The sequence below is a fragment of the Ruegeria sp. AB11 genome (assembly GCF_056536325.1).
Genome location: NZ_JBQFJO010000001.1, coordinates 2,187,202 through 2,212,665, shown reverse-complemented (window position 1 = coordinate 2,212,665; position 25,464 = coordinate 2,187,202). Strand labels below are relative to the sequence as shown.

Here is a 25,464-nt window from a genome sequence, read left to right as displayed (position 1 = left end):
TTTTCCCAACGCATCAACATAACTTCCCGCGACATATGTGACGCAGGGTAATTTCGCCATTATCAAGCTGAATTCAGCCTATACCCGTGCCGCCGCAAAGGCTAGAACGGAGACTTCGGAACCATTTGTTTTTGATATCCACCATATTTCGAAAGGCGAAACATGGCCAACACCCTCAAGGACTTATTACTGGCTTTTTTGAACGCGACATTGATATTGCTGGCCTTATGCCTCTTCCTGGGGTGGAAACTTTTGCAATCCGCAGACCAAATTCGGACCGGATTTGCTGAGAATTTGCAAGCAGTGGCGCCATTGCGCGAACAGGCGCAAGGCATTCGAGTAGAGCTGACAGAGCTGCGCAGCGATCTTGCCTCATTTGGCCAGAGAGCGCAGCTAGATGAAACCATGCGCCAACAGCTGAGCGCCGCCCTGCAACGCTTGAACAGTTTGGAGGGGAAGCTTGAAAACACCCAATCTCGCTTGGCGAACCTTGTCGAACGTCCGGAAGACCTGATCAACTATGCGATCACGACTTCTGCAGACAACATCACCAACCGGATATTGATCATCAAGGGTTGCGAGCCCGCGACCTAGGTCGCGGCCTGCAATTCACGCACTGTAGAGCCGTAGCCACCATTGCTCACATATGCGGCTTCGTGATCGGTAGTTGCCCTTTCCAGTGCATCGTTTCGGTATGGGAAACGACCGAATTTTCGGATCACCTCGCGATGCGCGCGCGCATGCAGCAGATTACTGTCGCCACTTTCGGGCATCCGCTCAAGCATCATGCGTACACAACGCTCCTGATCGCACAAATTTTCCGAGTGCATCATTGGCAGATAGAAGAACTGCCGCGCGGGTTCATCGATCTTTAGATCCCAGCCCTTGTCGACCGCGCATTTTGCTGCCGCCAGTGCCGCCCTATCGGATGCAAAGGCTTGCTTGCTGCCCCGGAACATATTGCGAGGCAACTGATCCAAAAGGATAATGTAAGCCAGCGTCCCGCTGGGATAGGTCAGCCAGAGCGAAAACTTGCCTTCACACGCTGCTTTCCAGGTTGAAAGAAATTTGTCTCGGATCCGCGCATCCAGCGCTTCATCCTGTAGGTACCACCCCTCGGGGCCGACCTCATCTAACCAAAAACTCAATACTTCTTCAGGACCTGCCATTGCCCTAGACTCCGTAATTGTCCTCCCCAGGACGTAACGTCATTAAAATCACTTTTACAGATTTGTGACAGTAACATATTGCAACACTAAAGTCACAATTCCGGCGCACGGGCGGGTTCTTGCGCATCTTGCTCATCTTGCGCTGCTTCAATAGCAACCTCTTGGGCGACTTCCAGCGCAACAGGTGACGAAGTTGGATAGATCGGAGCGATCGCGCCCGTCTCATCCACCGGCGTGTAGACTCGCTGGGTCATCCGATAGGCGGCGTAGGCGGCCATGGCAAACATCAGCGTGGCGATAAACAGAAAGAAACCCTTTGGCCCGACAACGCCTGTGCCCATCAGCCAGCCGGTAATAATCGGCCCGGCGATAGCTCCAAGGCCATTGATGAATACCAATCCGCCCGAGGCCGCCGACATATCATCATATTCCAGATAATCGTTGGTATAAGCTATCAGCAGGGAATAAAGCGGGCTTGTCATGCCGCCAATAAAGAAGGCCGCAACAAGAAGCATTGTGAATGTTACGCCCAGCACCATGCCAATAACGGCACCGACCCCGCCAACTGCCGAGACCAGTATAATCAATACGCGACGATCCATCCGGTCGGACATCCAGCCCAGTGGAAACTGAAGCAATACCGCTCCAATATAGAACACCGCCACGAAGATCGAAATTTCAACCAGACTCAAACCTACTTGCGCACCATAAACGGCGCTCATACCGAATTGAGCCGAGAAAATCCCGCCCAACAAGAACATGCCAACGCAGCCCAGCGGTGATGTTTCCATCAACTGGCGCAGGGTCATCGGCTTGGTGGTGTCAAACGCAGGTGTAGGAGAGATCGACAACAAAATGGGTGCAAACGAGATCGAAACCAGAATCGACGCGATGACAAAGGTTTCATACCCGGCGGGGTCACCAACCAGCAGCAGGGCCTGAGCGCTGACCACACCCGCCATCTGCACGATCATATAAAGCGAAAGGGCCTGTCCTCGGTTCTCGTTGTTTGCGGCGTTGTTCAGCCAGCTCTCAGCGGTCACATACACACCCGAGAAACAGAATCCGATCACGACCCGGCCCAGCGACCAGGCAATGGGATCGGCAAGCATCGGATACATGATCATGACGGCCGAAATAAACGAAGCCAGTGCTGCGAATACGCGCACATGACCGACGCGACGGATCATTTCGGGCGCCAAACGCGAACCGCCGAGAAATCCAACAAAATAGGCGGACATTACAAATGACATTTCGAGGGTAGAAAACCCCTCAATCTCGCCACGCACGCCCAGCAGAGTGCCCTGCAGGCCGTTGCCGACCATCAGCAATCCCATACCCAGAAGAAGCGCCCAAGCGCTGGAAAGAACCTGAAGCATTCTGCCAACCCAAATTGCTGATTTGTTTTGTTCGCTTTGCGATCAAATACTATCCGCGTCGCGCCTGTCTACGACATTGTTGCGGCGCGGATGAAACAGATGCGACTAGGGGATCAAAAGAGATGCGTCGCCGTAGGAGAAAAAGCGATATTCATCCGCGATCGCGTGATCATAAATTGACTTGACTCGATCCTGTCCCATCAACGCGGAAACCAACATTAACAGTGTGGATTTCGGCAGATGAAAGTTAGTCATCAACGCATCAGTGACGTGAAACTGAAATCCGGGGTAAATGAATATGTCGGTCTCACCTTCCCACGGTTCGATCTGCCCTGAACGTGCAGCACTTTCGATCAGACGTAAGGCCGTCGTGCCCACAGGAATGATCCGCCCACCGGCTGCTTTGGTCGCGGCGATATCGGCTGCGGCCTGCGCGCTGACACGGCCCCATTCAGCATGCATTTTGTGGGTCGCCACGTCCTCGACCTTAACTGGCAGAAAGGTGCCTGCGCCCACATGCAAAGTGACATGGGTAAACTCGACACCACGTGCTGACAGCGCTTGAAGCAACGCATCGTCGAAATGCAGCGACGCTGTCGGGGCTGCAACAGCACCAGAGTTCCGCGCCCATACAGTTTGATAATCGGTCTTATCCTGTTCGTCCGCAGCACGTTTCGCCGCAATATAAGGCGGCAATGGCATCGCGCCAGCCTGCTCCAAGGCTTGGTCGAAATCCTCTCCGGTCCGGTTGAAACGCAGAAAGGCCTGGCCATCAGCAACGCGATCCAGGGTCGCACTTAGATCATCTGAAAACACAATTTCTTCGCCGAGTTTGACCTTCTTTAACGGTTTGATCAGTGCAGCCCAGCAGCCGTCGGATTGCGGGTCCAGCAGCGTCGCTTCGATCGCTGCGGACACAGGCCCCTGTGCGCTGCTGCGATGGCGGCGACCGTTCAGGCGTGCCGGGATGACACGCGTGTCGTTCAAAACCAGCCGGTCCCCAGGGAGCAATATGTCCGGTAGTTCGTGGACACGCTGATCCCGAATGGTATCCTGCTGCGCAAGTAGCAGGCGTGCCGATGAGCGCGGGCTGGCAGGCCGTGTTGCAATCAAGTGTTCGGGCAGATGGAAATCAAAATCGCTGAGTTTCATGGCCGCGCCATACATCGGCCCAACAGATTCGGCCACCGCTCAGATCAACGGTCCTCGCCGCGTGATTGCACAGCCGGATGGGGTTGGTCCGATCGGTCAGGCGTTGCATTTGGGCCATCCGAGACAGTCGGCGCGGGCTCGCGCAACAAGTTTCGCAGGAACAACGGGGCCAGCCCGGACAGCGGATTGACAGAAACCTTTGGATCGCTCAGTGGGCCGGTCAGGGTATAATTGAAGGCGAAAATCCCCTCGCCCTTCTTCGACAGAACACTGCCAATCGCATTAACCAGATAAATTGGCGAGATCGCGCCGCGCAGGTTCAGCATTTGAGTCACCGTATCAATGGTGCCCTCGAATGAAAGTCCCATAGATGGCCCCACGGCGCTGCCACTTAAAACCTTCACTTCGGTCGGGGTGATGCGCATTTTGCTATCGATGGCTGCAAAGAATATGCCCTGTCCCGCCATCTCGTCCAACAGCCCCACCAGACTGATCGCGTTCAACAAGGCCGCCATCGCGGGAGCGTCGGTGATCCGTGTATTCTTGATTTTTAGGTCAACGTCGTAGTTTCCGGGCTCGGCAATCGGGTCGAGTTGCAATTGCATGGACCCGCCACGCGCCTGCGTCAGAACACCAGCCGAACGCAGAACCGCACCCGCATCTTCGGAAGTCAGCCCAACCGCTGTTCGATTATCGCGCGGCGTCACCTGGCCTTTGATCCGCGCGCCGCCGTTGACTTGAGCTGCGAATCCACCCGTCAACCCGCCTGTGGTTTGAAACAAGCCGGTTAGCCCGGTCAATGCCACCGTCTCGGTAACCTGTAACCGGTCCAATGTGACGTCGAGTTTCGGCCCAGGTCCAGCTGCCCTACCTCCGCTGCTAGCCCCTTCACCCAAGGTCGATTTACCCAGATTAAGCACGCCGCCCAACACACGGATATCCGGTAAAGCCGCCCCTCGCCCGATCAATTCCGCAGGAACAGCCAACCAGTTGCCCAATTCAAATGAGCTGAAGCGCACGCGGTCAAACCCACCATCTCTGAAAGAGATCGTGGCCGATGTTCGCAGCCCCGCCGCCTCGATACGCAGCTCATCGACGTTGAGTTGCGCGCCTAGCGTCGCTTCAGCCGTCAGGGTGCCGTTGCTGCTTGCCCCTTTCCTCCACCCCAACTCAGGGATGGCCAAAGCCACCCCCACCAGGTCTGAGTTTGCGTTCAGAAGTGGCGGTTCACCTGCGCCGATACCCAATGTAAAGTCAGCCAACCCCTGTCCAGTTAGCATCCCTTTGGGTAAGCCGGCATTTATCTGTTCCATCAGGCGTGGAGAGACTTCAATCTGCCCCGTCAGCTCACTACGTTGCGCGGTGTCGCCGCCGATGGGCTGTCGCCAGGTAGCTTGAACTGGTACGACGCCAAACAAGCCCTCGCCCGAAATGGCGACCTGCGTTTGATCCCCCGTCAGATCGAGTTGGTCGGCACTGACTTCAAACCCCGGCACCAGCCTGTCACTGTCCAGATCGACCAGTTCCCCCAGAAAATGGAATCGTGTGTCTTTAAGCTTCAAGCCCTTGATCATGGGCAACGACAACGTACCCGAAAGACTGACCTGACCTTCTGCCAGCTCAATGGGAAGATTAGCCTTGGTCAATAATTGCAGCGGTGGTCGATCCAATAAAGACAGGGCAGCCGTCACGCTACCCTTGGCCTGCACGCGGGCGATCCCGGGCGTGGATTTCTTGATACGGGTGTCTGGAATGATAAACGAAGTGCCCGAAGCATCAACCGCACCGCCCTCGTCCGCGATTACGATCCCCTTCTGCGCCGAGACCGTAAACCGTCCGTTCAGCAGACTGGCCTGCCCTTGTGCATCCTGAATGGGCGGAAGCGTCTTGGCGAACCGGACCTTGGTTTCTTCGAACTCAAAATCGGCATAGATGTCGGGTTTTTCTCCTGGCCGCAGACGCAGAGCGAAATCCAGATCCGACATTTCGCCCTGATACAGGTTTTCAGTGACCCAGAGACGTGGTTTCGGCGCAAGACGTTCTGGCCAGTATTTCAACAATTGATCAGAGCTCATCTGGTCGATCTGCGCGTCAATCTCGGCAACCCAACCTTCGGACAGACCGGCCAATGACCCGCTCAGGCGCGCGCGATGTTCACCATCTTCAATTGACATCTGGCCCAACTGCAGCCGGAACGGGGCCAGTTTCATCTGAAAGTCCACCTCGGCCTGCGAAAGGTTCAGCGGTTCAGGGAACAGATCCACGGGATTAATCTCAATCCCGCTCAAACGGAACTGCCCTGACATGCTCTCCAAGCCGCCGGCTTTGACCCCCTTCAGGAAGGTCATTCCATCCGCCTGCACTGTTCCCCAAGCGGAATTGATCGAGACCTCATTAAAGTCCAGCGCCTGCAGCTTTGGATCGTATGTAAAATAGGTTCTCGCCGATTCAAACTTGATCGGTGTTGTTTCTGGTGTCGGCTGCACCGCACCCGCACCGAGGTTCAGTGTGGCAAAGACCGGGCCCAGCGCGCCTTCGGGGTCCACGCTACCACGCAAAGCACCAGAGATGGGCGTGCGCAACACCTGCATCCATGCAAGAGCTGGGCTGTGTCCGCCAATATCTTCGGAAGGCAGATCGGTGATCGAAATGCCAAACTGTGCGGCAGGGCTGCCAAGCGAACTGGTATAATTGGCCTCGATCGTGCTTACGTAATCCCGCCCGGCAAGTACCGAAAAGCTGGTGGCCAGTCGAACCTCGCCCGCGCTGCGGGTCGCCTGAATGCGCCCACCATCCAGCACCCAGGACCGGCCCAGCCGCAGATCCTGATAGTCCAACGTAATTGCATCCAGTTCAACCGAGGTCAGGGCTGACAAGACAGGCGCCTGGAACACCTCGTCCGAGGCCTCGATCAGCTGCGCCAGATTCGGAGCTTGCCCGACCGGCGCACTGCCCGCACCCACCGTCAGAGAAAGGGCTCCGTCCACACCCCTTGTCAAAGCGATCTGCGCGCCTTGCAGGATGATCCGCTTGGGCCGCACATGACCGCGCAGCAGCGGGCGCATAGAAAGGCTGGCCCGCAGGTCGGACACTTCGGCGATCTGCCGTCCGCCCCCGTCACTGATGCGGACATCGGTCAAACGCAATCGAGGACGCCAGCCTTCATGAATGATAAAGCTGACATCGCCGAACCGCACTTTGACGCCGCCCAGCGCCTGATCTAACCGAGTTTCAACCCGATCACGTAGCCAATCCGGCGCGTGCATGCGCTGCCCCACCACCATGAAGCCTGAGACCAGTGCCAGAAGAACAAGAATGAAGACACCGCGCAGTGTCCACAAGCCAGCAGTCCGTCGACGCGACCGACGTCGGGGCTTTTTAACCGAACCGGCGTCATCCTGCTGTTCTTGCTGGACCAATTTACGTCCCACGCCTTTCAACCTGCACACGGAGCCCTATGATAAGCGGCGACCGTTAATTTCTCAGCCGGAGTTTGAATATGCCCGAAGTCTCAGACATCGCACCCGACTTTACTCTGCCCCGCGATGGCGGCGGCGAGGTGTCCCTGTCGGAACAACGTGGCCGTGCCGTCGTTCTATTTTTCTACCCCCGCGATGATACGCCGGGCTGCACTAAGGAATCCATCGGTTTCTCGGAACAACTGCAAGCCTTTGCGGATGCGGGTGCTAACGTTTTCGGCATATCGCGCGATACCGTGGCAAAGCACGACAAATTCGTCGCAAAGCACGGCCTGACCACGCCACTTTTGTCCGACGAGGGTCAGACCGTGTGCGAGGATTATGGCGTTTGGGTCGAAAAGAACATGTATGGGCGGAAATCGATGGGCATTGAACGTTCAACCTTTCTGATCGATGCCGAGGGCAAAATAGCCCGTATCTGGCGCAAGGTGAAAGTGCCGGGCCATGTGGACGAAGTGCTTGAGGCTGCGCGCGCACTCTGACCCTCTCGACCCGCGCGGGCATCAAGGGTATGACCCGCGCGGACTGCAGCGTAAGGGGGCAAGCGTGTCAAAAACACTGACCGAAATGGCGACTGAGGTTTTAACCACATCGGTCGGACGCGAGAAAACCGCCCTGTCCAAACAATACGCCGCTGCCTGGTTTACATCCCGGCAGGGCGACGCGCCCAAGATCGAAGTGGGCACCGCCGAGCCACCGCTTTACCCTGCGCGGCCTGAAAAGCCCGAACTATTGTCGCCTCGGGATGTGCCCCGCCGCAGGCCCGGGTCCGAGGCGGGCCGTATCGCGCTGTTACACGCCGTCGCGCATATAGAGTTGAACGCCGTGGACCTGCATTGGGACATCATTGCCCGATTTGGCCATGTGCCGATGCCCATCGGCTACTATGACGATTGGGTGAAATGTGCCGAAGAAGAATCGCGCCATTTCGAGATGGTCTGCGACTGCCTCGAACAAATGGGCAGCCATTATGGCGCCCTGCCCGCCCATGCGGGAATGTGGCGCGCCGCCGAGGACACCGCCGAGGACCTGATGGGCCGCCTTGCCGTGGTCCCGATGGTTCTTGAGGCGCGCGGGCTGGATGTGACCCCTGGCATGATAGACATCTTCCGCAAGGCCAAGGCTGATGACGCCGTTGCCGCGCTTGAGGTGATCTATGCCGAAGAGGTCGGCCATGTTGCCTATGGCTCGAAATGGTTTCACTTTCTGTGCGGGCGCGAGAATGCGGATCCCAAGGATGTGTTTCACGCCCTTGTGCGCCGCTATTTCCACGGAGCGCTAAAACCACCCTTCAACGAAGAGAAGCGCGCCGAAGCCGGGCTGCCCCCTGATTTCTATTGGCCCCTGACCGAAGACCTACCACCACCCGGAGTTGTATCAGACTGACAGCAAACGCCTGCTATCGGCAAATTCCCGCCGATCACATGCGGTAAAACTCCGTTCATTGCGCTCGATTGGTTAACAAACTTGCCCGAATGCCCCGACCCCTTTATGCAATCGCGTCAAGGAGCGGCTACTCACTCACGACCGGCTCCGAGATATGGGGACAATTGAGGTAGGACGCGTGCGGACACGTCTGGCAATTAAACTACACTCACTGCTTGAGCGGCACTTTCCAGAGCGCCGGGTTTTTCTGAAATCTGACAATGATACACGGTTTATCCGGCTAAGTTCGGAGACCCAGATCGCCGCCGTCGCTGGTGTCGGGGTAATGGTCGCCTGGACCGCCATTGCCACGTCGATCCTGCTGATGGACAGTATTGGGTCTGGCAATTTCCGGGAACAAGCCAAGCGCGATCAAGCAACCTATCAAGAGCGCCTGAATATCCTGTCGGATGAACGCGATACGCGCGCTGCCGAGGCTTTGGCTGCCCATGACAGGTTCAACGCGGCGCTGGAACAGATTTCGGTCATGCAGTCCGAGTTACTGGAATCCGAGAACCGCCGCCGCGAGTTGGAGACCGGCATCGAGGTAATCCAGACCACACTGCGCGCCACGATGAAACAGCGTGAAGATGCTCGAATTGAATTGGCCGAACTGCAACAAAGCACCGGTGGAGATTCTGCGTATATGGCGGCATCGGCCAATCCCGCGCAAATGGCATTCATGACAGACGCTCTGGCTAGGACCGCTGCACAGCGCGACCAGATTGCGGCTGACGCACAAGGCGCGCTGCATCAGCGCGATGAGCTGGAACTTGAAATTCGCTTGATGCAGGAACGCAGCGACGAGATTTTCCGCCAGTTGGAAGAGGCCATGGTGATCTCGGTCGAACCCCTCGACAAGATGTTCCGCAACGCGGGCATGCCCACAGATCGTATCCTCGACGAGGTTCGTCGTGGATATAGCGGTATGGGCGGTCCGCTGACCCCTTTATCCCTTAGTACGCGCGGTGAGGAACTGACCCCCGACCAGATCCGCGCAAATATCCTGCTGGAACAGATGGACCAGCTTAACCTCTATCGCATCGCTGCCGAAAAGGCCCCCTTCGCCAGCCCGGTGCGTGCAGCGGTTCGTTTCACCAGCGGCTACGGTACGCGGCGCGATCCCAAGACCGGCGGTCGCCGCATGCATAACGGCGCTGATTTTGCCGGCCCCTCGGGCACCGATATCTTCGCGACCGCTGATGGTGTTGTCACTCATGCAGGCTGGCAATCGGGCTTCGGACGGCTGGTTAAGATCAAGCACGCCTTTGGGATTGAGACACTTTACGCTCATAACACCAAGGTACGCGTAAAGGTTGGTCAAAGGGTCTCGCGCGGGGATCATATTGCTGATATGGGTAGCACCGGACGGTCGACCGGCACACACTTGCACTACGAGGTCCGTGTGAACGGAAAACCTGTTAACCCAATGACTTACATCAAGGCTGCGAGAAATGTTTTCTAAGAGCAAAATCAACGAACCCGGATCGAAAGAGACTGAGGCAGCAAAACCAGCCGCACCGGCCACTCCGGCGGCTCCTGCACCGGCTGAAACCAAGGCAAGCACCCCGCCCAAGCCAAAGCCACCCGCATCGGTCCTGTCCTCGGATCTTCACATCACCGGAAACCTGAAAACCTCGGGCGATATTCAGGTTGAAGGCACCGTAGAAGGTGACATCCGTGCCCATCTGCTGACCATCGGCGAGACTGCCACCATCAAGGGTGAAGTTACTGCCGATGACGTCGTCGTCAACGGCCGCATCGTGGGCCGCGTACGTGGCCTGAAGGTCCGCCTGACCTCGACCGCACGGGTCGAAGGTGACATCATCCACAAGACCATCGCCATCGAAAGCGGTGCCCATTTCGAAGGTTCGGTCCAGCGTCAGGACGACCCGCTGAACCCCGGTCGCGGCGGCAAATCGGGTGCCAACCCTGCGGCAGAAGTCAAACAATAACGACAGGTCATTCTGTCCTGCTGAAACGCCGCGATCCTGATCGCGGCGTTTTTTTTGTTTCTCGGTTACAGAATAAGTCCTACACCGGTTAGGAAAATTGCACTCAACGGCCTGGAGGCTCAATGGAACTGGCAGATATTGTTGACCTCACCACATACCCGATCGAGGATGCGGAATTTTGCGCGAAACTCAGACAGAGCTATCAACGCGACGGTGTGCTGGAGATGCCGGGTTTTGTCAAAGAGCGTGCGATATCTTCGATTCGGGCCGAGGGTCTAGCCAACCGGGAAAAGGTTTATGCGAAGACCGAAAAACATACGGTCTATCTCAGCCCGAAGGACCCTGCCTACAATCCTGATCACCCGCGCAACAGGCTGGTAACATCCTCAAAAGGTTGCCTGACAGATGATCAAATTGCCGAATCCTCCGCCCTGCGGGCGTTATATGATTCAAATGTATTCCGCGCCTTTCTATGCGACGTGCTGGAAGAAGACGCGCTGTATGAATATGCCGACCCGTTGTCGTCCATTAACCTGCATTTTGCCGAGCAAGGTCAAGAGTTGGGATGGCACTTCGACAACTCTTCATTCGCGATCACTTTGATGGTGCAACCTCCGGAACAGGGCGGGTCATTTGAGTACGTTCGTGATGTGCGCAATGCAGATGCCGGTGAGATGAGCTTTGACGCGGTTGGTGACATCCTTGATGGCCGTACCCCAGTTAATCGGCTTGACGCCAGCGCTGGAACGCTGGTGTTCTTCCGCGGCCGGAATTCGATCCATCGGGTTGCACCAAACGAGGGTGAACAGACCCGTATTCTTGCCGTGCTCGCCTACAATACTGAACACGGCATCTCATTATCGGAAAGCGCGCGCCAGACGTTCTACGGACGCACTGGATAGTTTCCACTCGCTGTGAAAGAGTCTAAGAAATTCCCCGCAGACGTCAGTTTCACAAAACGAACTTTATGAATTAGTCTTAAAACCATTGTTTTCTGGAGGACTTTTCATGTCATCGAAACTTATGGCTGAATTCTTTGGCACTTTTTGGCTGGTACTTGGAGGCTGCGGTAGCGCGGTTCTGGCTGCGGGTGTCGCCGATGTGGGTATCGGCTGGCTGGGCGTCTCTTTTGCCTTTGGCCTGACAGTGCTGACCATGGCCTACGCGGTCGGGCATATCTCGGGCGGGCATTTCAACCCGGCAGTCAGCCTTGGCCTAATGATAGGCGGGCGGTTCGACGCCAAAGATCTGATCCCTTATTGGATCGCTCAGGTGATCGGAGCCATCGCGGCAGCAGCCGTGCTCTATTTAATCGTCAGCGGAGCGCCGGGTTTTGAAGGTGTGGGAGGGTTTGCCTCGAACGGGTATGGCGAGGCCTCACCCGAAGGGTATTCGATGATGTCCGCGTTGGTAATCGAAATCGTCATGACGGCCTTCTTCATCGTGATCATTTTGGGGGCAACGTCCAGCGGTGCTCCGGCAGGATTCGCGCCGATTGCCATTGGGTTGGGGCTGACGCTGATCCATCTGATTTCGATTCCAGTGACGAACACCTCGGTAAACCCTGCCCGGTCAACTGGCGTGGCGCTGTTTGCCGACGGTCCAGCACTAGCTCAGCTTTGGTTGTTCTGGGTGGCGCCCCTGATTGGTGGCGCAATTGGCGCGCTGATCTGGCGGGCGATGTCGTCCGACGACTGATCGGTCCGTTTCTGAAAGCCCCGGTCCGCTGTCGCGAGCCGGGGCTTTTTTCGTTCATTCGGTCACGGTGACCTTTTTCATCGCATCGGGCTGACCGATAACAGCACCGTTAGGGCCGTCGCCGCGCTTGATCGCATCGACTACATCCATCCCGTCGGTAACTTGGCCAACGACGGTGTATTGGCCGTTCAGGAACGGACCGGGCTCGAACATGATGAAGAACTGTGAGTTTGCGCTGTTGGGATCCTGTGCCCGTGCCATGCCGACAACGCCCCGGTCAAAATTGTAGTCCGAGAACTCAGCAGGCAGGTCTGGGCGATCTGACCCACCTGTTCCGGCGCGACGCATGTCCGCGCCAACGCGGCCATGTTGCACATCACCGGTCTGAGCCATGAAGCCATCAATCACGCGGTGAAACACAACGCCATCATACTGACCGTCAGCGGCCAGAGCGGTAATCTGCTCGACATGCTTGGGCGCAAGGTCTTCGAAGAGGTCGACCGTAACGGTGCCATTCGCCCCCTCCCCTTCGATTTCGATCTCAAGGCCTGTCGCCAGCGCAGGGCTGGCCAACACGACGAATGCAGCTGCCAGCTTATGCATCGGCGGCCACCTTCACGCTGATCATCCGGTCAGGGCTCGCAGGCGGCTCGCCACGAACGATGGCATCCACATGCTCCATTCCATCGATGACACGACCATACACGGTGTACTGACCGTTCAGGAAATGGTTGTCCTTGAAGTTGATGAAGAATTGCGAGTTGGCCGAATCCGGGTTGGCCGAGCGTGCCGCGCCCAAAGTGCCGCGATCATGGGGCAGCTTCGAGAACTCGGCAGGTACGTTCGGCAGCGACGATCCGCCAGTGCCTGCCATGCGAATGTTGAAACCGTCTTCCATGTCGCCATGCTGTACGTCACCGGTTTGCGCCATGAACCCGTCGATCACACGGTGGAAGGCAACGTTGTCATATTCGCCACCACGCGCCAGCTCTTTCATGCGGGCCGAGTGCTGAGGTGCCACGTCGGGTAGCAGCTCGATAACGACATTGCCGTCTTTCAGCTCGATGATGATCGTGTTTTCGGGGTCTTTGATCTCGGCCATCTGGCCCTCCTGTCTTTGAAACTTGCGCAAATACCTATGACGCAGACGCGCGAATGCCAAGTGACGCATTGACCTGAAGGCAAAATGCAGGAAAAGAACCGCCTGAAACTGGATGTAATGGGCAAGGATAGACGCGATGGGCTGGAAAACTCTGGACGATATGGAACTGAACGGCAAACGGGTTCTGGTACGTGTGGATATCAACGTGCCCGTCGCGGATGGTGTGGTCACGGATGACACCCGCATTCAGCGCATCGTGCCAACCGTGCGCGATATCCTCGCCGCAAACGGCAAGCCGATCCTGCTGGCCCATTTCGGTCGGCCGAAAGGCGAACGCGTCGCCGAGATGTCTCTCAGGCAATTGGTCCCGGCGCTCGAGACCGCCTTTGGCACACCGGTTCGGTTCGCCGATGATTGCGTCGGTCCTGAGGCCGAAGCTGCCGCAGCATCGCTGGCTGCAGGCGAGGTACTGCTATTGGAAAACACGCGTTTCCATGCCGAAGAAACCAAGAACAGCTTGCCCCTTGCTGAAGGCATGGCAAAACTGGGCGATGTCTATTGCAACGACGCCTTCTCGGCCGCCCACCGCGCGCACAGCTCGACCGAAGCGCTTGCCCGCCTGCTACCCGCCTGCGCCGGTCGTCTGATGCAACAGGAACTCAGCGCGCTTGAGGCAGCGTTGGGTGCACCCAATCGCCCCGTCACTGCCGTCGTCGGTGGCGCGAAAGTGTCAACCAAACTAGACCTGTTGGGCAACCTGATCGAGAAGGTCGATTACCTCGTAATCGGCGGAGGTATGGCCAATACCTTCCTGGTGGCCAAAGGGATTGACGTCGGAAAATCTCTGGCCGAACACGCCATGACCGACACCGCTTCAGAAATCCTGAACAAAGCCGAATCTACAGGCTGCACGATCGTCCTGCCGCGCGACATCGTCGTGGCCGAGGCATTCGAGGCAAACGCACCGCATCAGGTTCTGCCCGCAGATCAATGCCCCGCCGACGCCATGATACTGGACGCTGGCCCCGAAAGCGTCGAAGCCGTGGCCGAGGTGCTGGAGAAAAGCCAGACCCTGATCTGGAACGGTCCGCTAGGCGCGTTCGAGCTGACCCCGTTCGACGCCGCCACCAATGCCGCCGCGCTGCAAGCCGCGGCTTTGACCCGAGATGGCAAACTAACCTCTGTCGCGGGTGGAGGTGACACGGTGGCCGCGCTGAACGCATCGGGTGCAGCGGCTGAATTTTCTTATATCTCCACCGCAGGTGGTGCGTTCCTGGAATGGATGGAAGGTAAAACCCTGCCAGGCGTCGCTGCTCTGGTTCGGTAAGCGCCCAACCCTCAGATTTGACCTTTTTATTCACAGGGGATTCACAAGCCGAATCACCTGTGACATAGTACCGGCAGATGCCCGCTAAGGGTACGTTTTGAGGCAGTTCGTTCTACGGTGGTTTACACAGTGACCCGTTCCTATCGACCCGGTCTTGGGGCATTCGCATTCTACTCGGTCGCCTTTATGTTAGGCGTCTATTTCACCTTTGCCGCCGTGCAGGGGGATTATGGCTTGTTCCGACGTGTGGAAATTGCAGCGGAACGTGACGCGTTGTCCCGCGACCTTACCCTGCTTCAGGATGAGATCGCGCGAATGGAAAATATGACCCGTCGTCTGTCTGATACTTATCTGGACCTTGACCTGCTGGATCAGCAGGCACGATCTATCCTCGGCATGATCCGCGCCGATGAAATTGTCATTCGCTGATCACGCCCAGGCACAGGGTTTTTTACAGAAAAATCACTCACCCTAATTCATCTTCTAAGATTTTCTGCCACCGAAACGAAGGCACCCTGCCCCCGCGTCACATTTGTACTCGCCAGAACGCGCGAAATGCTTTATGAGATAGTTTAACGCTAAACTATCTGTCCGAGAGGGGGAGATCGCCACGATGGCTGCGCGAAAAACCACAAAGAAACCAAATGTTTCTGCGGAAGAACTTAAAACCTACTACCGCGAGATGCTTCTGATCCGCCGATTCGAAGAGAAGGCAGGTCAACTCTATGGAATGGGTCTGATCGGTGGGTTCTGCCACCTTTATATCGGGCAGGAAGCCGTCGTTGTGGGCCTCGAGGCTGCCGCCAAAGAAGGCGACAAGCGGATTACCTCCTACCGCGATCACGGACATATGCTGGCATGTGGCATGGACCCAGGTGGTGTTATGGCCGAATTGACTGGTCGCGAAGGTGGCCTTTCAAAAGGTAAAGGCGGCTCGATGCACATGTTCTCGAAAGAGAAACACTTCTATGGTGGCCACGGTATCGTCGGCGCTCAGGTGCCATTGGGCGCAGGTCTGGCCTTCGCCGACAAGTACAAGGAAAACGGTGGCGTAACCTTCACCTATTTCGGTGATGGCGCGGCCAACCAGGGCCAGGTTTATGAGACGTTCAATATGGCGGCGATCTGGGATCTGCCGGTTGTCTTTGTGATCGAGAACAACCAATACGCCATGGGCACGTCGCAGACGCGTTCGACCTCAACCAAAGACATCTACCATCGGGGCGAGGCGTTCGGCATCCCCGGCGAGATCGTCAATGGCATGGACGTTCTGGCGGTCAAAGCTGCTGGTGAGAAGGCCGTCGCCCACTGCCGCGCTGGCAAGGGCCCCTACATCCTCGAGGTCAAAACCTACCGCTATCGCGGCCATTCGATGTCCGACCCAGCCAAATACCGCACGCGCGAAGAAGTTCAGAAGGTCCGCGAACAAAGCGACCCGATCGAACACGTGCGCGAGCTGCTGCTAACCGGCAAACATGCGACCGAGGATGACCTGAAGGCGATCGACAAAGAAATCAAAGAAATCGTCAATCAAGCCGCTGAATTCTCGAAAGAAAGCCCCGAGCCGTCGCTGGATGAGCTCTGGACCGACATTTACGCCTGAGAGGACGAATAAGACATGGCAACCGAAATTCTCATGCCCGCCCTTTCGCCCACGATGGAAGAGGGCACACTGGCCAAATGGTTGGTTAAGGAAGGCGACACCGTATCTTCCGGCGACATCATGGCCGAGATCGAAACCGACAAGGCGACGATGGAGTTTGAGGCCGTCGATGAAGGCATCGTCGGCAAAATCCTGATCGCTGAAGGCACAGAGGGGGTCAAAGTGAACACCCCGATCGCCGTGCTTGTGGAAGAAGGCGAAGACGCCTCGGCCCTGCCTGCGGCTGCACCCGCAGCCGCTGCGGTGACCGAGGCCGCCCCAGCGGCGGTTGAGGCCCCCACTTCTGCCACTGCCCCTGCTGCGCCGGTGGTCGACCCGTCGCCCGACTGGCCCGCAGATGCAGAGATGAAGTCCGAAACCGTCCGCGAAGCACTCCGCGATGCGATGGCCGAAGAAATGCGCGGTGATGAAGAAGTCTATCTGATGGGCGAGGAAGTCGCCGAATATCAGGGCGCGTATAAAATCTCCCAAGGTCTGCTCGATGAGTTCGGTGCCAAGCGTGTCATCGACACTCCGATCACCGAGCACGGTTTTGCAGGCATCGCGGTTGGATCGGCCTTTGGCGGATTGAAACCAATTGTAGAGTTCATGACTTTCAACTTTGCCATGCAGGCGATTGACCAGATTATCAACTCTGCCGCCAAGACGCTTTATATGTCTGGCGGTCAGATGGGTTGTCCCATCGTGTTCCGTGGCCCCAACGGTGCCGCCGCCCGCGTGGCTGCTCAGCACAGCCAGGACTACGCCGCGTGGTACATGCAGGTGCCCGGCCTAAAGGTGGTGATGCCCTATTCCGCAGCCGACGCCAAAGGCCTGCTGAAATCGGCCATCCGTGATCCGAACCCGGTTGTGTTCCTTGAAAACGAAATCCTCTACGGTCGCTCCTTCGACGTGCCGCAAGTGGATGACCTTACCATCCCGCTGGGCAAGGCCCGCATCTGGCGCGAAGGCTCGGACGTGACCATCGTCAGCTTCGGCATCGGCATGCACTATGCGCTGGAAGCCGCCGACAAGCTGGCCGAGGACGGCATCAGCGCCGAGGTGATCGACCTGCGCACTATCCGCCCGATGGACACCGGCGCGATCATCAACTCGGTGATGAAAACCAACCGTCTTGTGACCGTCGAAGAAGGCTGGCCGCAAGGTTCCGTTGGTAGCTACATCAGCTCGGTCGTGATGCAGGAAGCGTTCGATTATCTCGACGCACCGGTCATCACCCTCACCGGCAAAGATGTTCCGATGCCATATGCAGCGAACCTCGAAAAGCTGGCGCTGATCACCACTGATGAGGTGATCGCGGCGGTGAAACAGGTGACCTACCGGTAATGGAGATCAGGGGCCGCGATCCAGCAACCGAATGCTACCGTGTCGAGATCGATCTCGACGACCGGACCGTGCGGGCGCTTGTGCCCGAACGGCTTGCGGCGGATATGCGGTTGATCGGCGCGCGCCCCTCGCACCAGACCGCCTATGTCTGGATGGCGGAGAACAAAGATAAAATCGAGGCTGCGATTGCGACGCTCGCACGCGGCACCGGGCGCCCCAAAGCGCCCTTTGACCAAATTACTCTGATTGAGGAGCGCTGAAATGCCCACCGAAATCCTGATGCCTGCCCTGTCCCCGACGATGGAGGAAGGCACACTTGCAAAATGGCTCGTCAAGGAAGGCGACACCGTCTCCTCAGGCGATCTTTTAGCCGAGATTGAAACTGACAAGGCTACGATGGAGTTCGAAGCCGTCGATGAAGGTATCGTTGGCAAGATCCTGATCCCCGAGGGCACCGAAGGCGTCAAGGTCAACACCGCGATCGCAGTCTTGCTTGAAGACGGCGAAAGCGCTGATGATATCGCAACCACGCCAACCGCCGCTCCCGCGGCTGCGCCAGCAGCTGCAGCGGGCAACGAGGCTGCCCCACCAGCGGCACCCGAGGCGCCCGCCCCTGCCCCGGCAGCGCCGGCCAAAGCGGATGGCGGTCGTATCTTCGCCTCCCCCCTTGCTCGTCGGATTGCCGCACAAAAAGGCCTGGATCTGGCACAAATCTCAGGTTCTGGTCCTCATGGTCGTATCGTCAAAGCCGATGTGGAAAGCGCCACAGCCGCACCTGCAGCGGCACCAGCGCCCGCTGCTGCGGCCGCCCCAGCCGCCGCTGCGCCTGCAGGCCCATCGGCAGACGCCGTGGCCAAGATGTATGAAGGTCGCGAATACGAAGAGATCAAACTCGACGGCATGCGCAAGACCATCGCCGCGCGTCTGTCTGAGGCGAAGCAGACCATCCCGCATTTCTACCTGCGCCGCGACATCAAACTGGATGCACTACTCAAGTTCCGCAGCCAGTTGAACAAGCAGCTTGAAGGCCGCGGAGTGAAGCTCAGCGTCAACGACTTCATCATCAAAGCCGTCGCCAACGCGCTGCAGCAAGTGCCCGAATGCAACGCTGTCTGGGCGGGCGACCGGGTTCTGCAACTGAAACCTTCGGATGTGGCTGTTGCCGTCGCCATCGAGGGTGGTCTGTTCACTCCGGTCCTGCAAGATGCCGACACCAAATCACTGTCGGCGCTCTCGACCGAGATGAAAGACCTCGCCGGTCGCGCCCGCGAACGCAAGCTGGCGCCGCATGAATACCAAGGCGGCACTTTCGCCGTTTCGAACTTGGGCATGTTCGGCATCGACAATTTCGATGCCATCGTGAACCCGCCGCATGCCGGTATTCTCGCAGTCGGCACTGGCCTCAAGAAACCCGTTGTCGGAGATGATGGAGAGTTGACGGTCGCCACCGTCATGTCCGTCACCATGTCGGTTGATCACCGGGTCATCGACGGCGCGCTTGGCGCTCAGCTGCTGCAAGCCATCGTCGATAATCTGGAAAACCCGATGGTCATGTTGGCCTAAGCCAGCTGGAATACGCACAAAAAAGGCCGCCTCGAACCCCGAGGCGGCCTTTTTCGTTTAATAACTCAGATTTACTGGTCTTTCCCCAGCATATGATCCATCGAGATCGAAGGTTGATCGCACCCGGCCTCGCCCACGATCTTGGCGGGAATACCCGCAACCGTCGTGCACGGTGGAACCTCTTGCAGCACCACAGAACCCGCCGCGATACGGCTGCAATGGCCGACCTCAATATTGCCCAGAACCTTAGCACCAGCGCCGATCAGAACTCCATCACCAATCGTGGGATGGCGCTGTTCTTCTTCCTTGCCGGTCCCGCCCAGTGTTACCGAATGCAGCATCGAGACATTGTCACCCACAACGGCAGTCTCACCGATCACGATGGAATGCGCATGGTCAATCATGATGCCCTTACCAATCCGCGCGGCGGGATGGATATCGATCCCGAAAATCTCGGATGACCGCATCTGGAAGAAATAGGCCAGATCATGCCGTCCCTTCTTCCAAAGCCAATGGGCCACACGGTAGGCCTGCATCGCCTGATAGCCTTTAAAATATAGAATCGGCTGCAGCAGACGGTGGCAGGCCGGATCGCGCTCATAGACTGCCATCAGGTCTGCGCGCGCGGCTTCGAGCAGCGCTTTGTCGTCGGCATAGGCCTCGTCCACTATCTCGCGCAGCACCATCATCGACATCTCGTTCGAGCACAGCTTGGCCGAGATGCGATAGGAAAGCGCCCTTTCCAGGCTGCGGTGATGCAGTATACAGGCATGCACCAATCCGCCCATCAGTGGCTCTTTTTCAACGGCCGCGTGGGCTTCAGAGGTTATGCGGTCCCAAACGGGATCCACTGGCGTCACTTGGCTGCGCGTTTCGAACATGGCTTTTCATCCTTTGCTGCGCTTAGAATAGCCATCTAGTGGCAAAAACGCCAAACGCAAACCCTTGATGCACAGTGCAACAAAAAATGAACTCAGCTGAACTGGAGCAATTCCGGCAACTCATCCACCAGCGCCTTGGCGATCTGGCCACGCAATCCGCAGCCGGCCAAGAAGCTCAATCGATTGTGGAACTGGATCAACAGGCAGTTGGTCGACTTAGCCGAATGGATGCCCTTCAAAATCAGGCGATGGCGAAAGCCCAGCAGGTTCGGCGGAACACCGAAGTTCATCGTCTTCAGGCTGCGCTTGTCCGGATGGAAGAGGACGAGTTCGGCTATTGCGAAGATTGCGGCGAGGAAATTGCCCACGGTCGGCTCAAATTGGACCTTGCCGCATCCAAATGTGTTAGCTGCTCGACTGCTTAATCTGAAACCGGATCAGTTTTAGCAGAACCATCTCGAAACACTGGCAATATTGCAGATCATCGAAACTTGGTTCATCTGCCAGCGGTCGACTGCGTGCAGCCGCCATTAGTGAGCCATTTCCGTAAACCGGAGGCAGCCGACCCGTTCTGGCGACGTGCTGATCTGCCACTTCGGCCGCAGAGATCAAAAGGGTGCTCAACTGATCACGGTCGGCTAGCGGCGCAGCCAGCAAAGCCCGCGCCGCTGCGCTGATATCTCCGTGCAGGACCGGTCTCACAGTGCCTTAGCCTACCGAAAGATGTGCAAACGCACCGGGCCCATAAGTGGCTGAGACTTGCGCGATCGCGATGTCGTAAGCTCCGCTCAGCCCATCGTCGAACTTCATCGCGGCGGAATACTGCCAGACCGGAGCACTAGTAACCGTCTCGCGCAGCAAAGCGCCATCGGCGAACACGCGAACTAGATATACCTCACTTTCTTCGCCCAAGGGCACTTCGAGCCCGCTCCAGTCATCGCCATCGATCCGTGTCCGGCGCACCCAAGAGATGTCGTCGCCCGAGCCCGTCACAGAGACTCGCAAATGCACCGGCGAATAAGGCCTCAGCCCATTGCCGTCGAACGCTTCGACCAGATGCTCATAGGCCGGGTCCTCATAGCCGCGCGTTGCCGGGCCGATGCGGTAATGCTTGGCCACGCGCCGTTCGGTGCGCAGCAATTCGGTCTGATAAACACGTTCATCCAGCAGCACAAAGGTTGACCCTTCTGGCCAGATATCGGGCATCAAGGCATCCGTACCCAACTGTCCGCGCAGGCGGCCTGACAGGTTATACACGCCGGTCTCCTGCAGGTTGGCTTCGGAAAACTGGAACAATTCCCAATTGCCGGGCGTCCCGTCCCCGATGGCGGCCAGATTAGCACCACTCAACAACGCTGAGCGTGGACGAGACTCTAACACGCCATCGATGAGATTGACCCGCAGCGCAGCCCCTTCATCCCAGAGCCCGGCCTCAGCGCGCCGCAGCGGTGTCTCAGTGAATCCGATTACCGCCTGCCCTGCGATCACCTGATGCAGCGTATAGTCCTCATCCTGTGGGGCTGAATAGACGGCCACGCTGCCGGGCCACGGCTCGGCCGAGATTGCAAGATAAGGTGCATGGGGCGCTTCGGATCCGGTGATCAGCGGCAGGTCCATGAACACCGGTAAGACGGGCACCGGCGCGATGAACGGTTTGGCCGCAGATACATCGTCCAGCACGTCGGACGGCGTATAGACGCCGGGTTCAATCCGTACTGCATCGGCCAATTGCATCTCGGCCTGTTCCAGCCGGTCAATCCGATATAGCGTTCCGTCCCCAGCATCCGGCAAACGAACCACATCGCCAGCCCCGACATGCAGCAGCGAGGGCGGCAGAGCAAAGCGCGCCGTCTCGCGCGAGATGCGGGATTCGCTCAGCCAGCGTTCGACCGTCTGACGCCCCTCAGCGCGGGTCATCGACAGAGGCATTTCGTTGACGGCGACCGAATGGGTTCTGTCATCGGGCAAGACGGCCTCTTCCGCGACCACATCGTGATCTGCATCCGACTGGACGAACCGCAGACGCACGCGCCCGGTCATCTCGGCCTCAGCCTCGCGGCGATGTTCCACCGGCCCGTCGATATCTGTGCTGATCGCGATCTGCTCGGGGTCAATGTCAACGGCCCGACGCCCATCCCGGGTTCGGAACTTCAGAACCCCGTTGTCTTTGCCCCCTAAACTTGGGCCACTACTTTGGCCGAGAAGGGGGAACAAGGGATGGCTCGGAAGCGATACTCGGACGAAGATATTCTGAAGCTGCTGCGTGAGATTGAACTGAAGCTGGCAGATGGCGACGATGTTCGGACAGCCTGTCGTGGTGTCGGTGTCAGCGATGCGACCTACTACAATTGGCGGCGTCGGTTCGGTGGCATGGGCAAGTCGCAACTGTCGGAGTTGCGCAGCCTGGAGAAAGAAAATACCCGGCTGAAGAAGATCGTGGCCGAACTGGAACTGGACAAGCTGATCCTCAAAGAAAGTCTGAACTACCTAAAACCGAGGGCCTGACGACGAGCCAACTTCGTCAGGCCGTCATTCATGCTCGCCAGAAGCTCGGCACATCAGAGCGTCGCACCTGCAAGGTGGTCGGCCTTGCACGCAGCTCCATGCAATACCAGGCCGTAGAGAAGAACGATGATGCTCTTCGACTGGCCATGATCCGTCTGGCCAAGAGCTATGGCCGGTATGGCTACCGTAAGGTGGCGCAGCTACTTCGGGTCGAGGGCTGGCGTGTCAATCACAAGAAGGTAGAACGGCTGTGGCGGGAGGAAGGTCTGCAACTCCCGCAGCGGCACAAGAAGAAGCGTCGCCTGTACCACAAGGACAGCTCGATCATTCGACTCCGACCGACGCATCCTAACCATGTCTGGAGCGTCGATTTCGTTCACGACAAGCTGAGCAATGGGCGGAGCTACAAGATGCTCACGGTTTTGGATGAATACACCCGCAGGCGCTCGCAGTGGAAGTTCGGACCCGCATGGGTTCTGAAGATGTGCTGGAGGTTCTCTACGGGCTGTTCCTGCGCCACAGAAAGCCTGATTTCGTTCGAAGCGATAACGGCCCAGAGTTCTCTTCACGGGCAACCCAGAGTTGGCTCGAGAAGGTCGGTGTGAACCCGATCCGGATCTACCCGGGCTCTCCCTGGGAGAACGGATACAACGAGAGGTTCAATGGAACGCTCCGCCGCGAGGTTCTCAATTCCGAATGGTTCACAACGACCAAGCAGGCACAGATCGTGATCAATTGCTGGCTCAGGCAATACAACCACACCCGGCCGCATCAGGCCCTCAACATGCGCCCACCAGTCCCCGAAACTCTAGTCCGAGATGGCCCAGAACACGGGGGCTAGACAATTCACTAAGGTGGCAAATCCCCGACGATGCTTTCGCTGGATTGAGAGGATTTGACGCCAAGTCCAAATACGAAAAATCCGGTGATGATGTGTTTATTGACTTCGAGCTTTGGCTCGCGAGCCGTCAGAACTAATTCCGGCTCTTTGCCTGTCAGCCGTCTCACAAACTCCGCACCCTCGGCCGCCGATACACGCCCAAAGGCCCCACAACCAACTCATGCAGCGCCCACACCAGCGCGTCGACCCGGTCTGGTGAGCCCCATCCAGCATGGCCAATTGTAAGATTTAGCGGCTCGTTGGACATTTAACCCAAATCCTTTGCCATCGCCGCCAAGTTCTTGTGATTTCTTGCCACGGCTGTTGCCTGCGTTTCACATGCCCCCACGTGTGCTTCAAATTGAAGAGGCCACCCGATGAATGAAAACGAACCTGCACCTTCCGGACACTCCGATACGACCTATAGTTGGACCAAGGAACCTACTGCCGCTGACAAGCACGTCTACGAGGTGTTTGCCTCCAACGTAGTCGTTCTTGTGCAGCTGCTTGATGACTACAAAACAATGATGTCGCCGGATGTCCACGCAAGGCTGTTTTCTTCGCTGCTGACGCTGTCCCGGCTGCTCGGCGAATACGAGGATAATTGGAGTCAAGAGTACCCAATGTCGAGAACCTGATTGCGCCAGCAATCTATCAACCCTCAAAGCGCTCACAAACTCCGCACCCTCGGCCGCCGATACGCCCCTGCAGACCACACCACCGGCTCACGCAGCGCCCAGATCAGCGCGCCGAGGCAGTAGGGTGAGTCCTGCCACTTAAACACGCGCGCGCTAATCTAACATATCTTAGCTTCTAGCGCGTCCAGCCAGATCATGGGTCAACTGATCACCTCTCTACCCAATTTTTTGAAAGGATTTATCGCGGAAAGCGTTAATGCCTTGGGAGAGGGGTCTAGAGAGCACCAAAAATGCCCAAAGTTGATCTCTACTGGGCGCTTCGCGAGCAAATCGCAATCGATCGAGAAGAAACCAAACCCGTTCCGCAAGTTTATCAACACAAAGATTCAAGAACTTTTGCTGGTGAGACACTCTGGCCTTACCAAACTAGAACCTTTGCTTCGTTGTTGGATAACATCGGCTTCGCCGCTTTAACCTTCTTGAGATCCGCGATAAGTTCCGGAAAAAGAGCCTTAATTTCCGCTAAGTCCTTGTGACCAAGCTGATCGCCAATAAATAAGCTCTCTGCGACAATCCCATTTGCAAGAACCATTTGATGTTCTTGCAGCAAAATGTGGTGGTAAGTGACTTCGTTGTCGGAACAATCCACAGTGATTCCGGGCAATCCGATCAACGCCTTGGCCGGAACCAAGACTTCTTGTTCACCAAAAAACAGTTCTGCCTGATGACCTTTTATCAGCAACCGATGTTGCTGAGATACCTGCAAAGCCCTCTCGTTTTCTAAAGCACCATTCTCTATGATTACTGGCCTAAGCGATGGATTTCGATGGAACATATATCGCGTGACTACTCGACTTCCTTTCCAAAGAATTGGCATTTTGTTGCCGGAAGCGGTTACAACACTGTTCCCCGGTAACAAAGACTCAACCGGCACTTCGCCATTAGGTGTTTGGATTAGGGTGCCACTTACGAAACAAGGCGGATTACTGGGATCAAGGTCGTTTTCCGTTATTTTCCAGTTACCTGTTCGCATCGGGCCTGTCGGGTTTGCTGTATCGTAAGCATACACCTGCCCCCCAACCTGAATAAACTCGCCAGATTCACCTGTGCCACGGTAGTTCCCCTGGCCAAGATAGGTGTAAGGTTGGAATGTTTGACCACCGTCGAAAGAAATGGTCGACCCATCAATAATGGCAGGTACGGTGGTGTTCTGTACGATCAGGTCTCCCTGACCGGTTTCATTCACAGTGTGCGCCAGTATATCGAACGGCACCAAATTCTCCTTTCGACGTCGATCGCAGAACGGGCGGTGCCATTGTATT

Annotated in this window: 28 protein-coding genes and 1 pseudogene; 18 read left to right on the top strand and 11 right to left on the bottom strand. The window is 57.1% G+C overall.

The annotated features are described in order from the left end of the window. Window positions 1–162: 162 nt before the first annotated feature. Entirely contained in the window at window positions 163–594 is a 432-nt protein-coding gene (locus tag ACR3EJ_RS11155) for a hypothetical protein (protein ID WP_170540530.1), read from the top strand. On the opposite strand, the gene ACR3EJ_RS11150 is transcribed toward ACR3EJ_RS11155, so the two are convergent. The 4 genes from ACR3EJ_RS11150 to ACR3EJ_RS11135 form a co-directional block, all read right to left on the bottom strand. Beyond that, the gene (locus tag ACR3EJ_RS11150; RefSeq protein ID WP_170472193.1) at window positions 591–1,169 is read right to left on the bottom strand and encodes a DUF924 family protein; all 579 of its coding nucleotides are present in this window, start codon (window positions 1,167–1,169) and stop codon (window positions 591–593) included. The two genes, ACR3EJ_RS11155 and ACR3EJ_RS11150, sit on opposite strands and share 4 nt — an antisense overlap. Before the next feature lie 92 nt (window positions 1,170–1,261). Beyond that, window positions 1,262–2,548 (bottom strand): MFS transporter, encoded by a 1,287-nt coding sequence (locus ACR3EJ_RS11145; RefSeq protein WP_170472195.1) that lies wholly within the window; start codon window positions 2,546–2,548, stop codon window positions 1,262–1,264. A gap of 105 nt (window positions 2,549–2,653) precedes the next feature. Next, a complete protein-coding gene (queA, locus tag ACR3EJ_RS11140) occupies window positions 2,654–3,700 on the bottom strand; it encodes a tRNA preQ1(34) S-adenosylmethionine ribosyltransferase-isomerase QueA (RefSeq protein WP_170540533.1) in 1,047 nt (348 codons plus the stop codon). Between the two features lie 44 nt (window positions 3,701–3,744). After that, window positions 3,745–7,131: a YhdP family protein gene (locus tag ACR3EJ_RS11135; RefSeq protein WP_480422938.1), complete on the bottom strand. Its 3,387-nt coding sequence runs from the start codon at window positions 7,129–7,131 to the stop codon at window positions 3,745–3,747. Window positions 7,132–7,199: 68 nt separating this feature from the next. Here ACR3EJ_RS11135 and ACR3EJ_RS11130 point away from each other — a divergent pair, with 68 nt between their 5' ends. The 6 genes from ACR3EJ_RS11130 (at window position 7,200) to aqpZ (ending at window position 12,257) form a co-directional block, all read left to right on the top strand. Continuing rightward, window positions 7,200–7,661: a peroxiredoxin family protein gene (locus ACR3EJ_RS11130; RefSeq protein WP_170540540.1), complete on the top strand. Its 462-nt coding sequence runs from the start codon at window positions 7,200–7,202 to the stop codon at window positions 7,659–7,661. Window positions 7,662–7,746: 85 nt separating this feature from the next. Further along, window positions 7,747–8,565, top strand: a complete 819-nt coding sequence (locus ACR3EJ_RS11125) for a ferritin-like domain-containing protein (RefSeq protein WP_170541645.1) — start codon at window positions 7,747–7,749, stop codon at window positions 8,563–8,565. A 178-nt stretch (window positions 8,566–8,743) separates the two neighbouring features. Then, window positions 8,744–10,069: a DUF5930 domain-containing protein gene (locus ACR3EJ_RS11120; protein WP_170541648.1), complete on the top strand. Its 1,326-nt coding sequence runs from the start codon at window positions 8,744–8,746 to the stop codon at window positions 10,067–10,069. Next, complete coding sequence (locus ACR3EJ_RS11115) at window positions 10,059–10,559, top strand: bactofilin family protein (protein WP_010442130.1); 501 nt, start codon at window positions 10,059–10,061, stop codon at window positions 10,557–10,559. Before ACR3EJ_RS11120 ends, ACR3EJ_RS11115 begins: the two co-directional genes overlap by 11 nt. Before the next feature lie 122 nt (window positions 10,560–10,681). Next, on the top strand, window positions 10,682–11,461 hold the full coding sequence (locus ACR3EJ_RS11110) for a 2OG-Fe(II) oxygenase (RefSeq protein WP_170540543.1): 780 nt from the start codon (window positions 10,682–10,684) through the stop codon (window positions 11,459–11,461). 106 nt (window positions 11,462–11,567) lie between these two features. After that, window positions 11,568–12,257 (top strand): aquaporin Z, encoded by a 690-nt coding sequence (aqpZ, locus tag ACR3EJ_RS11105; protein ID WP_170540546.1) that lies wholly within the window; start codon window positions 11,568–11,570, stop codon window positions 12,255–12,257. 54 nt (window positions 12,258–12,311) lie between these two features. Here aqpZ and ACR3EJ_RS11100 read toward each other — a convergent pair whose 3' ends face one another. Together ACR3EJ_RS11100 and ACR3EJ_RS11095 are read right to left on the bottom strand one after the other, a co-directional pair. Beyond that, a complete protein-coding gene (locus tag ACR3EJ_RS11100; protein ID WP_170540549.1) occupies window positions 12,312–12,860 on the bottom strand; it encodes a peptidylprolyl isomerase in 549 nt (182 codons plus the stop codon). After that, entirely contained in the window at window positions 12,853–13,359 is a 507-nt protein-coding gene (locus tag ACR3EJ_RS11095) for a peptidylprolyl isomerase (protein WP_170396522.1), read from the bottom strand. Before ACR3EJ_RS11095 ends, ACR3EJ_RS11100 begins: the two co-directional genes overlap by 8 nt. 136 nt (window positions 13,360–13,495) lie before the next feature. Between ACR3EJ_RS11095 and ACR3EJ_RS11090 the strand changes: the two genes are divergently transcribed. The 6 genes from ACR3EJ_RS11090 (at window position 13,496) to ACR3EJ_RS11065 (ending at window position 19,238) form a co-directional block, all read left to right on the top strand. Beyond that, window positions 13,496–14,686, top strand: a complete 1,191-nt coding sequence (locus ACR3EJ_RS11090; protein WP_170540552.1) for a phosphoglycerate kinase — start codon at window positions 13,496–13,498, stop codon at window positions 14,684–14,686. A gap of 129 nt (window positions 14,687–14,815) precedes the next feature. Further along, entirely contained in the window at window positions 14,816–15,115 is a 300-nt protein-coding gene (locus ACR3EJ_RS11085; RefSeq protein ID WP_170540555.1) for a septum formation initiator family protein, read from the top strand. A gap of 184 nt (window positions 15,116–15,299) precedes the next feature. Then, on the top strand, window positions 15,300–16,289 hold the full coding sequence (gene pdhA, locus ACR3EJ_RS11080; RefSeq protein ID WP_170472215.1) for a pyruvate dehydrogenase (acetyl-transferring) E1 component subunit alpha: 990 nt from the start codon (window positions 15,300–15,302) through the stop codon (window positions 16,287–16,289). A 15-nt stretch (window positions 16,290–16,304) separates the two neighbouring features. Next, a complete protein-coding gene (locus ACR3EJ_RS11075; RefSeq protein ID WP_170540558.1) occupies window positions 16,305–17,675 on the top strand; it encodes a pyruvate dehydrogenase complex E1 component subunit beta in 1,371 nt (456 codons plus the stop codon). Then, the gene (locus ACR3EJ_RS11070) at window positions 17,675–17,935 is read left to right on the top strand and encodes a hypothetical protein (protein WP_010442121.1); all 261 of its coding nucleotides are present in this window, start codon (window positions 17,675–17,677) and stop codon (window positions 17,933–17,935) included. Before ACR3EJ_RS11075 ends, ACR3EJ_RS11070 begins: the two co-directional genes overlap by 1 nt. Before the next feature lies 1 nt (window position 17,936). Beyond that, on the top strand, window positions 17,937–19,238 hold the full coding sequence (locus tag ACR3EJ_RS11065; RefSeq protein ID WP_170540561.1) for a pyruvate dehydrogenase complex dihydrolipoamide acetyltransferase: 1,302 nt from the start codon (window positions 17,937–17,939) through the stop codon (window positions 19,236–19,238). 71 nt (window positions 19,239–19,309) lie between these two features. Here ACR3EJ_RS11065 and cysE read toward each other — a convergent pair whose 3' ends face one another. Together cysE and ACR3EJ_RS11055 are read right to left on the bottom strand one after the other, a co-directional pair. Further along, window positions 19,310–20,119 (bottom strand): serine O-acetyltransferase, encoded by an 810-nt coding sequence (cysE, locus tag ACR3EJ_RS11060; protein WP_170472221.1) that lies wholly within the window; start codon window positions 20,117–20,119, stop codon window positions 19,310–19,312. 92 nt (window positions 20,120–20,211) lie between these two features. Further along, the gene (locus ACR3EJ_RS11055) at window positions 20,212–20,487 is read right to left on the bottom strand and encodes a hypothetical protein (protein ID WP_311201793.1); all 276 of its coding nucleotides are present in this window, start codon (window positions 20,485–20,487) and stop codon (window positions 20,212–20,214) included. Here ACR3EJ_RS11055 and ACR3EJ_RS11050 point away from each other — a divergent pair. Further along, window positions 20,479–20,544 (top strand): hypothetical protein, encoded by a 66-nt coding sequence (locus ACR3EJ_RS11050; RefSeq protein WP_311201790.1) that lies wholly within the window; start codon window positions 20,479–20,481, stop codon window positions 20,542–20,544. The two genes, ACR3EJ_RS11055 and ACR3EJ_RS11050, sit on opposite strands and share 9 nt — an antisense overlap. Here ACR3EJ_RS11050 and ACR3EJ_RS11045 read toward each other — a convergent pair. Together ACR3EJ_RS11045 and ACR3EJ_RS11040 are read right to left on the bottom strand one after the other, a co-directional pair. Beyond that, window positions 20,525–20,821 (bottom strand): DUF7742 family protein, encoded by a 297-nt coding sequence (locus ACR3EJ_RS11045; RefSeq protein WP_170540567.1) that lies wholly within the window; start codon window positions 20,819–20,821, stop codon window positions 20,525–20,527. The genes ACR3EJ_RS11050 and ACR3EJ_RS11045 overlap by 20 nt on opposite strands. A gap of 6 nt (window positions 20,822–20,827) precedes the next feature. Continuing rightward, window positions 20,828–22,282, bottom strand: a pseudogene (locus tag ACR3EJ_RS11040) (phage tail protein); the annotation flags it as partial. 54 nt (window positions 22,283–22,336) lie between these two features. On the opposite strand from ACR3EJ_RS11040, the gene ACR3EJ_RS11035 reads away from it, so the two are divergent. The 4 genes from ACR3EJ_RS11035 (at window position 22,337) to ACR3EJ_RS11020 (ending at window position 24,142) form a co-directional block, all read left to right on the top strand. After that, complete coding sequence (locus ACR3EJ_RS11035) at window positions 22,337–22,624, top strand: transposase (RefSeq protein WP_170703282.1); 288 nt, start codon at window positions 22,337–22,339, stop codon at window positions 22,622–22,624. 98 nt (window positions 22,625–22,722) lie between these two features. Next, window positions 22,723–23,229 (top strand): IS3 family transposase, encoded by a 507-nt coding sequence (locus tag ACR3EJ_RS11030; protein ID WP_480422937.1) that lies wholly within the window; start codon window positions 22,723–22,725, stop codon window positions 23,227–23,229. Beyond that, on the top strand, window positions 23,112–23,465 hold the full coding sequence (locus ACR3EJ_RS11025; RefSeq protein ID WP_480423338.1) for an integrase core domain-containing protein: 354 nt from the start codon (window positions 23,112–23,114) through the stop codon (window positions 23,463–23,465). Before ACR3EJ_RS11030 ends, ACR3EJ_RS11025 begins: the two co-directional genes overlap by 118 nt. A 416-nt stretch (window positions 23,466–23,881) precedes the next feature. Further along, complete coding sequence (locus ACR3EJ_RS11020; protein WP_170540570.1) at window positions 23,882–24,142, top strand: hypothetical protein; 261 nt, start codon at window positions 23,882–23,884, stop codon at window positions 24,140–24,142. Window positions 24,143–24,560: 418 nt separating this feature from the next. Here ACR3EJ_RS11020 and ACR3EJ_RS11015 read toward each other — a convergent pair whose 3' ends face one another. Further along, window positions 24,561–25,415, bottom strand: coding sequence for a Hint domain-containing protein (locus ACR3EJ_RS11015; protein WP_170540572.1), 855 nt, complete (start codon window positions 25,413–25,415; stop codon window positions 24,561–24,563). Window positions 25,416–25,464: the final 49 nt, after the last annotated feature.

Coding starts and splice junctions, on each gene's coding strand:
- ACR3EJ_RS11155 (WP_170540530.1), top strand. CDS start 163: ATGGCCAACACCCTCAAGGACTTATTACTGGCTTTTTTGAACGCGACA.
- ACR3EJ_RS11150 (WP_170472193.1), bottom strand. CDS start 1,169: ATGGCAGGTCCTGAAGAAGTATTGAGTTTTTGGTTAGATGAGGTCGGC.
- ACR3EJ_RS11145 (WP_170472195.1), bottom strand. CDS start 2,548: ATGCTTCAGGTTCTTTCCAGCGCTTGGGCGCTTCTTCTGGGTATGGGA.
- queA (WP_170540533.1), bottom strand. CDS start 3,700: ATGAAACTCAGCGATTTTGATTTCCATCTGCCCGAACACTTGATTGCA.
- ACR3EJ_RS11130 (WP_170540540.1), top strand. CDS start 7,200: ATGCCCGAAGTCTCAGACATCGCACCCGACTTTACTCTGCCCCGCGAT.
- ACR3EJ_RS11125 (WP_170541645.1), top strand. CDS start 7,747: ATGGCGACTGAGGTTTTAACCACATCGGTCGGACGCGAGAAAACCGCC.
- ACR3EJ_RS11115 (WP_010442130.1), top strand. CDS start 10,059: ATGTTTTCTAAGAGCAAAATCAACGAACCCGGATCGAAAGAGACTGAG.
- ACR3EJ_RS11110 (WP_170540543.1), top strand. CDS start 10,682: ATGGAACTGGCAGATATTGTTGACCTCACCACATACCCGATCGAGGAT.
- aqpZ (WP_170540546.1), top strand. CDS start 11,568: ATGTCATCGAAACTTATGGCTGAATTCTTTGGCACTTTTTGGCTGGTA.
- ACR3EJ_RS11100 (WP_170540549.1), bottom strand. CDS start 12,860: ATGCATAAGCTGGCAGCTGCATTCGTCGTGTTGGCCAGCCCTGCGCTG.
- ACR3EJ_RS11095 (WP_170396522.1), bottom strand. CDS start 13,359: ATGGCCGAGATCAAAGACCCCGAAAACACGATCATCATCGAGCTGAAA.
- ACR3EJ_RS11090 (WP_170540552.1), top strand. CDS start 13,496: ATGGGCTGGAAAACTCTGGACGATATGGAACTGAACGGCAAACGGGTT.
- pdhA (WP_170472215.1), top strand. CDS start 15,300: ATGGCTGCGCGAAAAACCACAAAGAAACCAAATGTTTCTGCGGAAGAA.
- ACR3EJ_RS11075 (WP_170540558.1), top strand. CDS start 16,305: ATGGCAACCGAAATTCTCATGCCCGCCCTTTCGCCCACGATGGAAGAG.
- ACR3EJ_RS11070 (WP_010442121.1), top strand. CDS start 17,675: ATGGAGATCAGGGGCCGCGATCCAGCAACCGAATGCTACCGTGTCGAG.
- ACR3EJ_RS11065 (WP_170540561.1), top strand. CDS start 17,937: ATGCCCACCGAAATCCTGATGCCTGCCCTGTCCCCGACGATGGAGGAA.
- cysE (WP_170472221.1), bottom strand. CDS start 20,119: ATGTTCGAAACGCGCAGCCAAGTGACGCCAGTGGATCCCGTTTGGGAC.
- ACR3EJ_RS11035 (WP_170703282.1), top strand. CDS start 22,337: ATGGCTCGGAAGCGATACTCGGACGAAGATATTCTGAAGCTGCTGCGT.
- ACR3EJ_RS11030 (WP_480422937.1), top strand. CDS start 22,723: ATGCAATACCAGGCCGTAGAGAAGAACGATGATGCTCTTCGACTGGCC.
- ACR3EJ_RS11020 (WP_170540570.1), top strand. CDS start 23,882: ATGAATGAAAACGAACCTGCACCTTCCGGACACTCCGATACGACCTAT.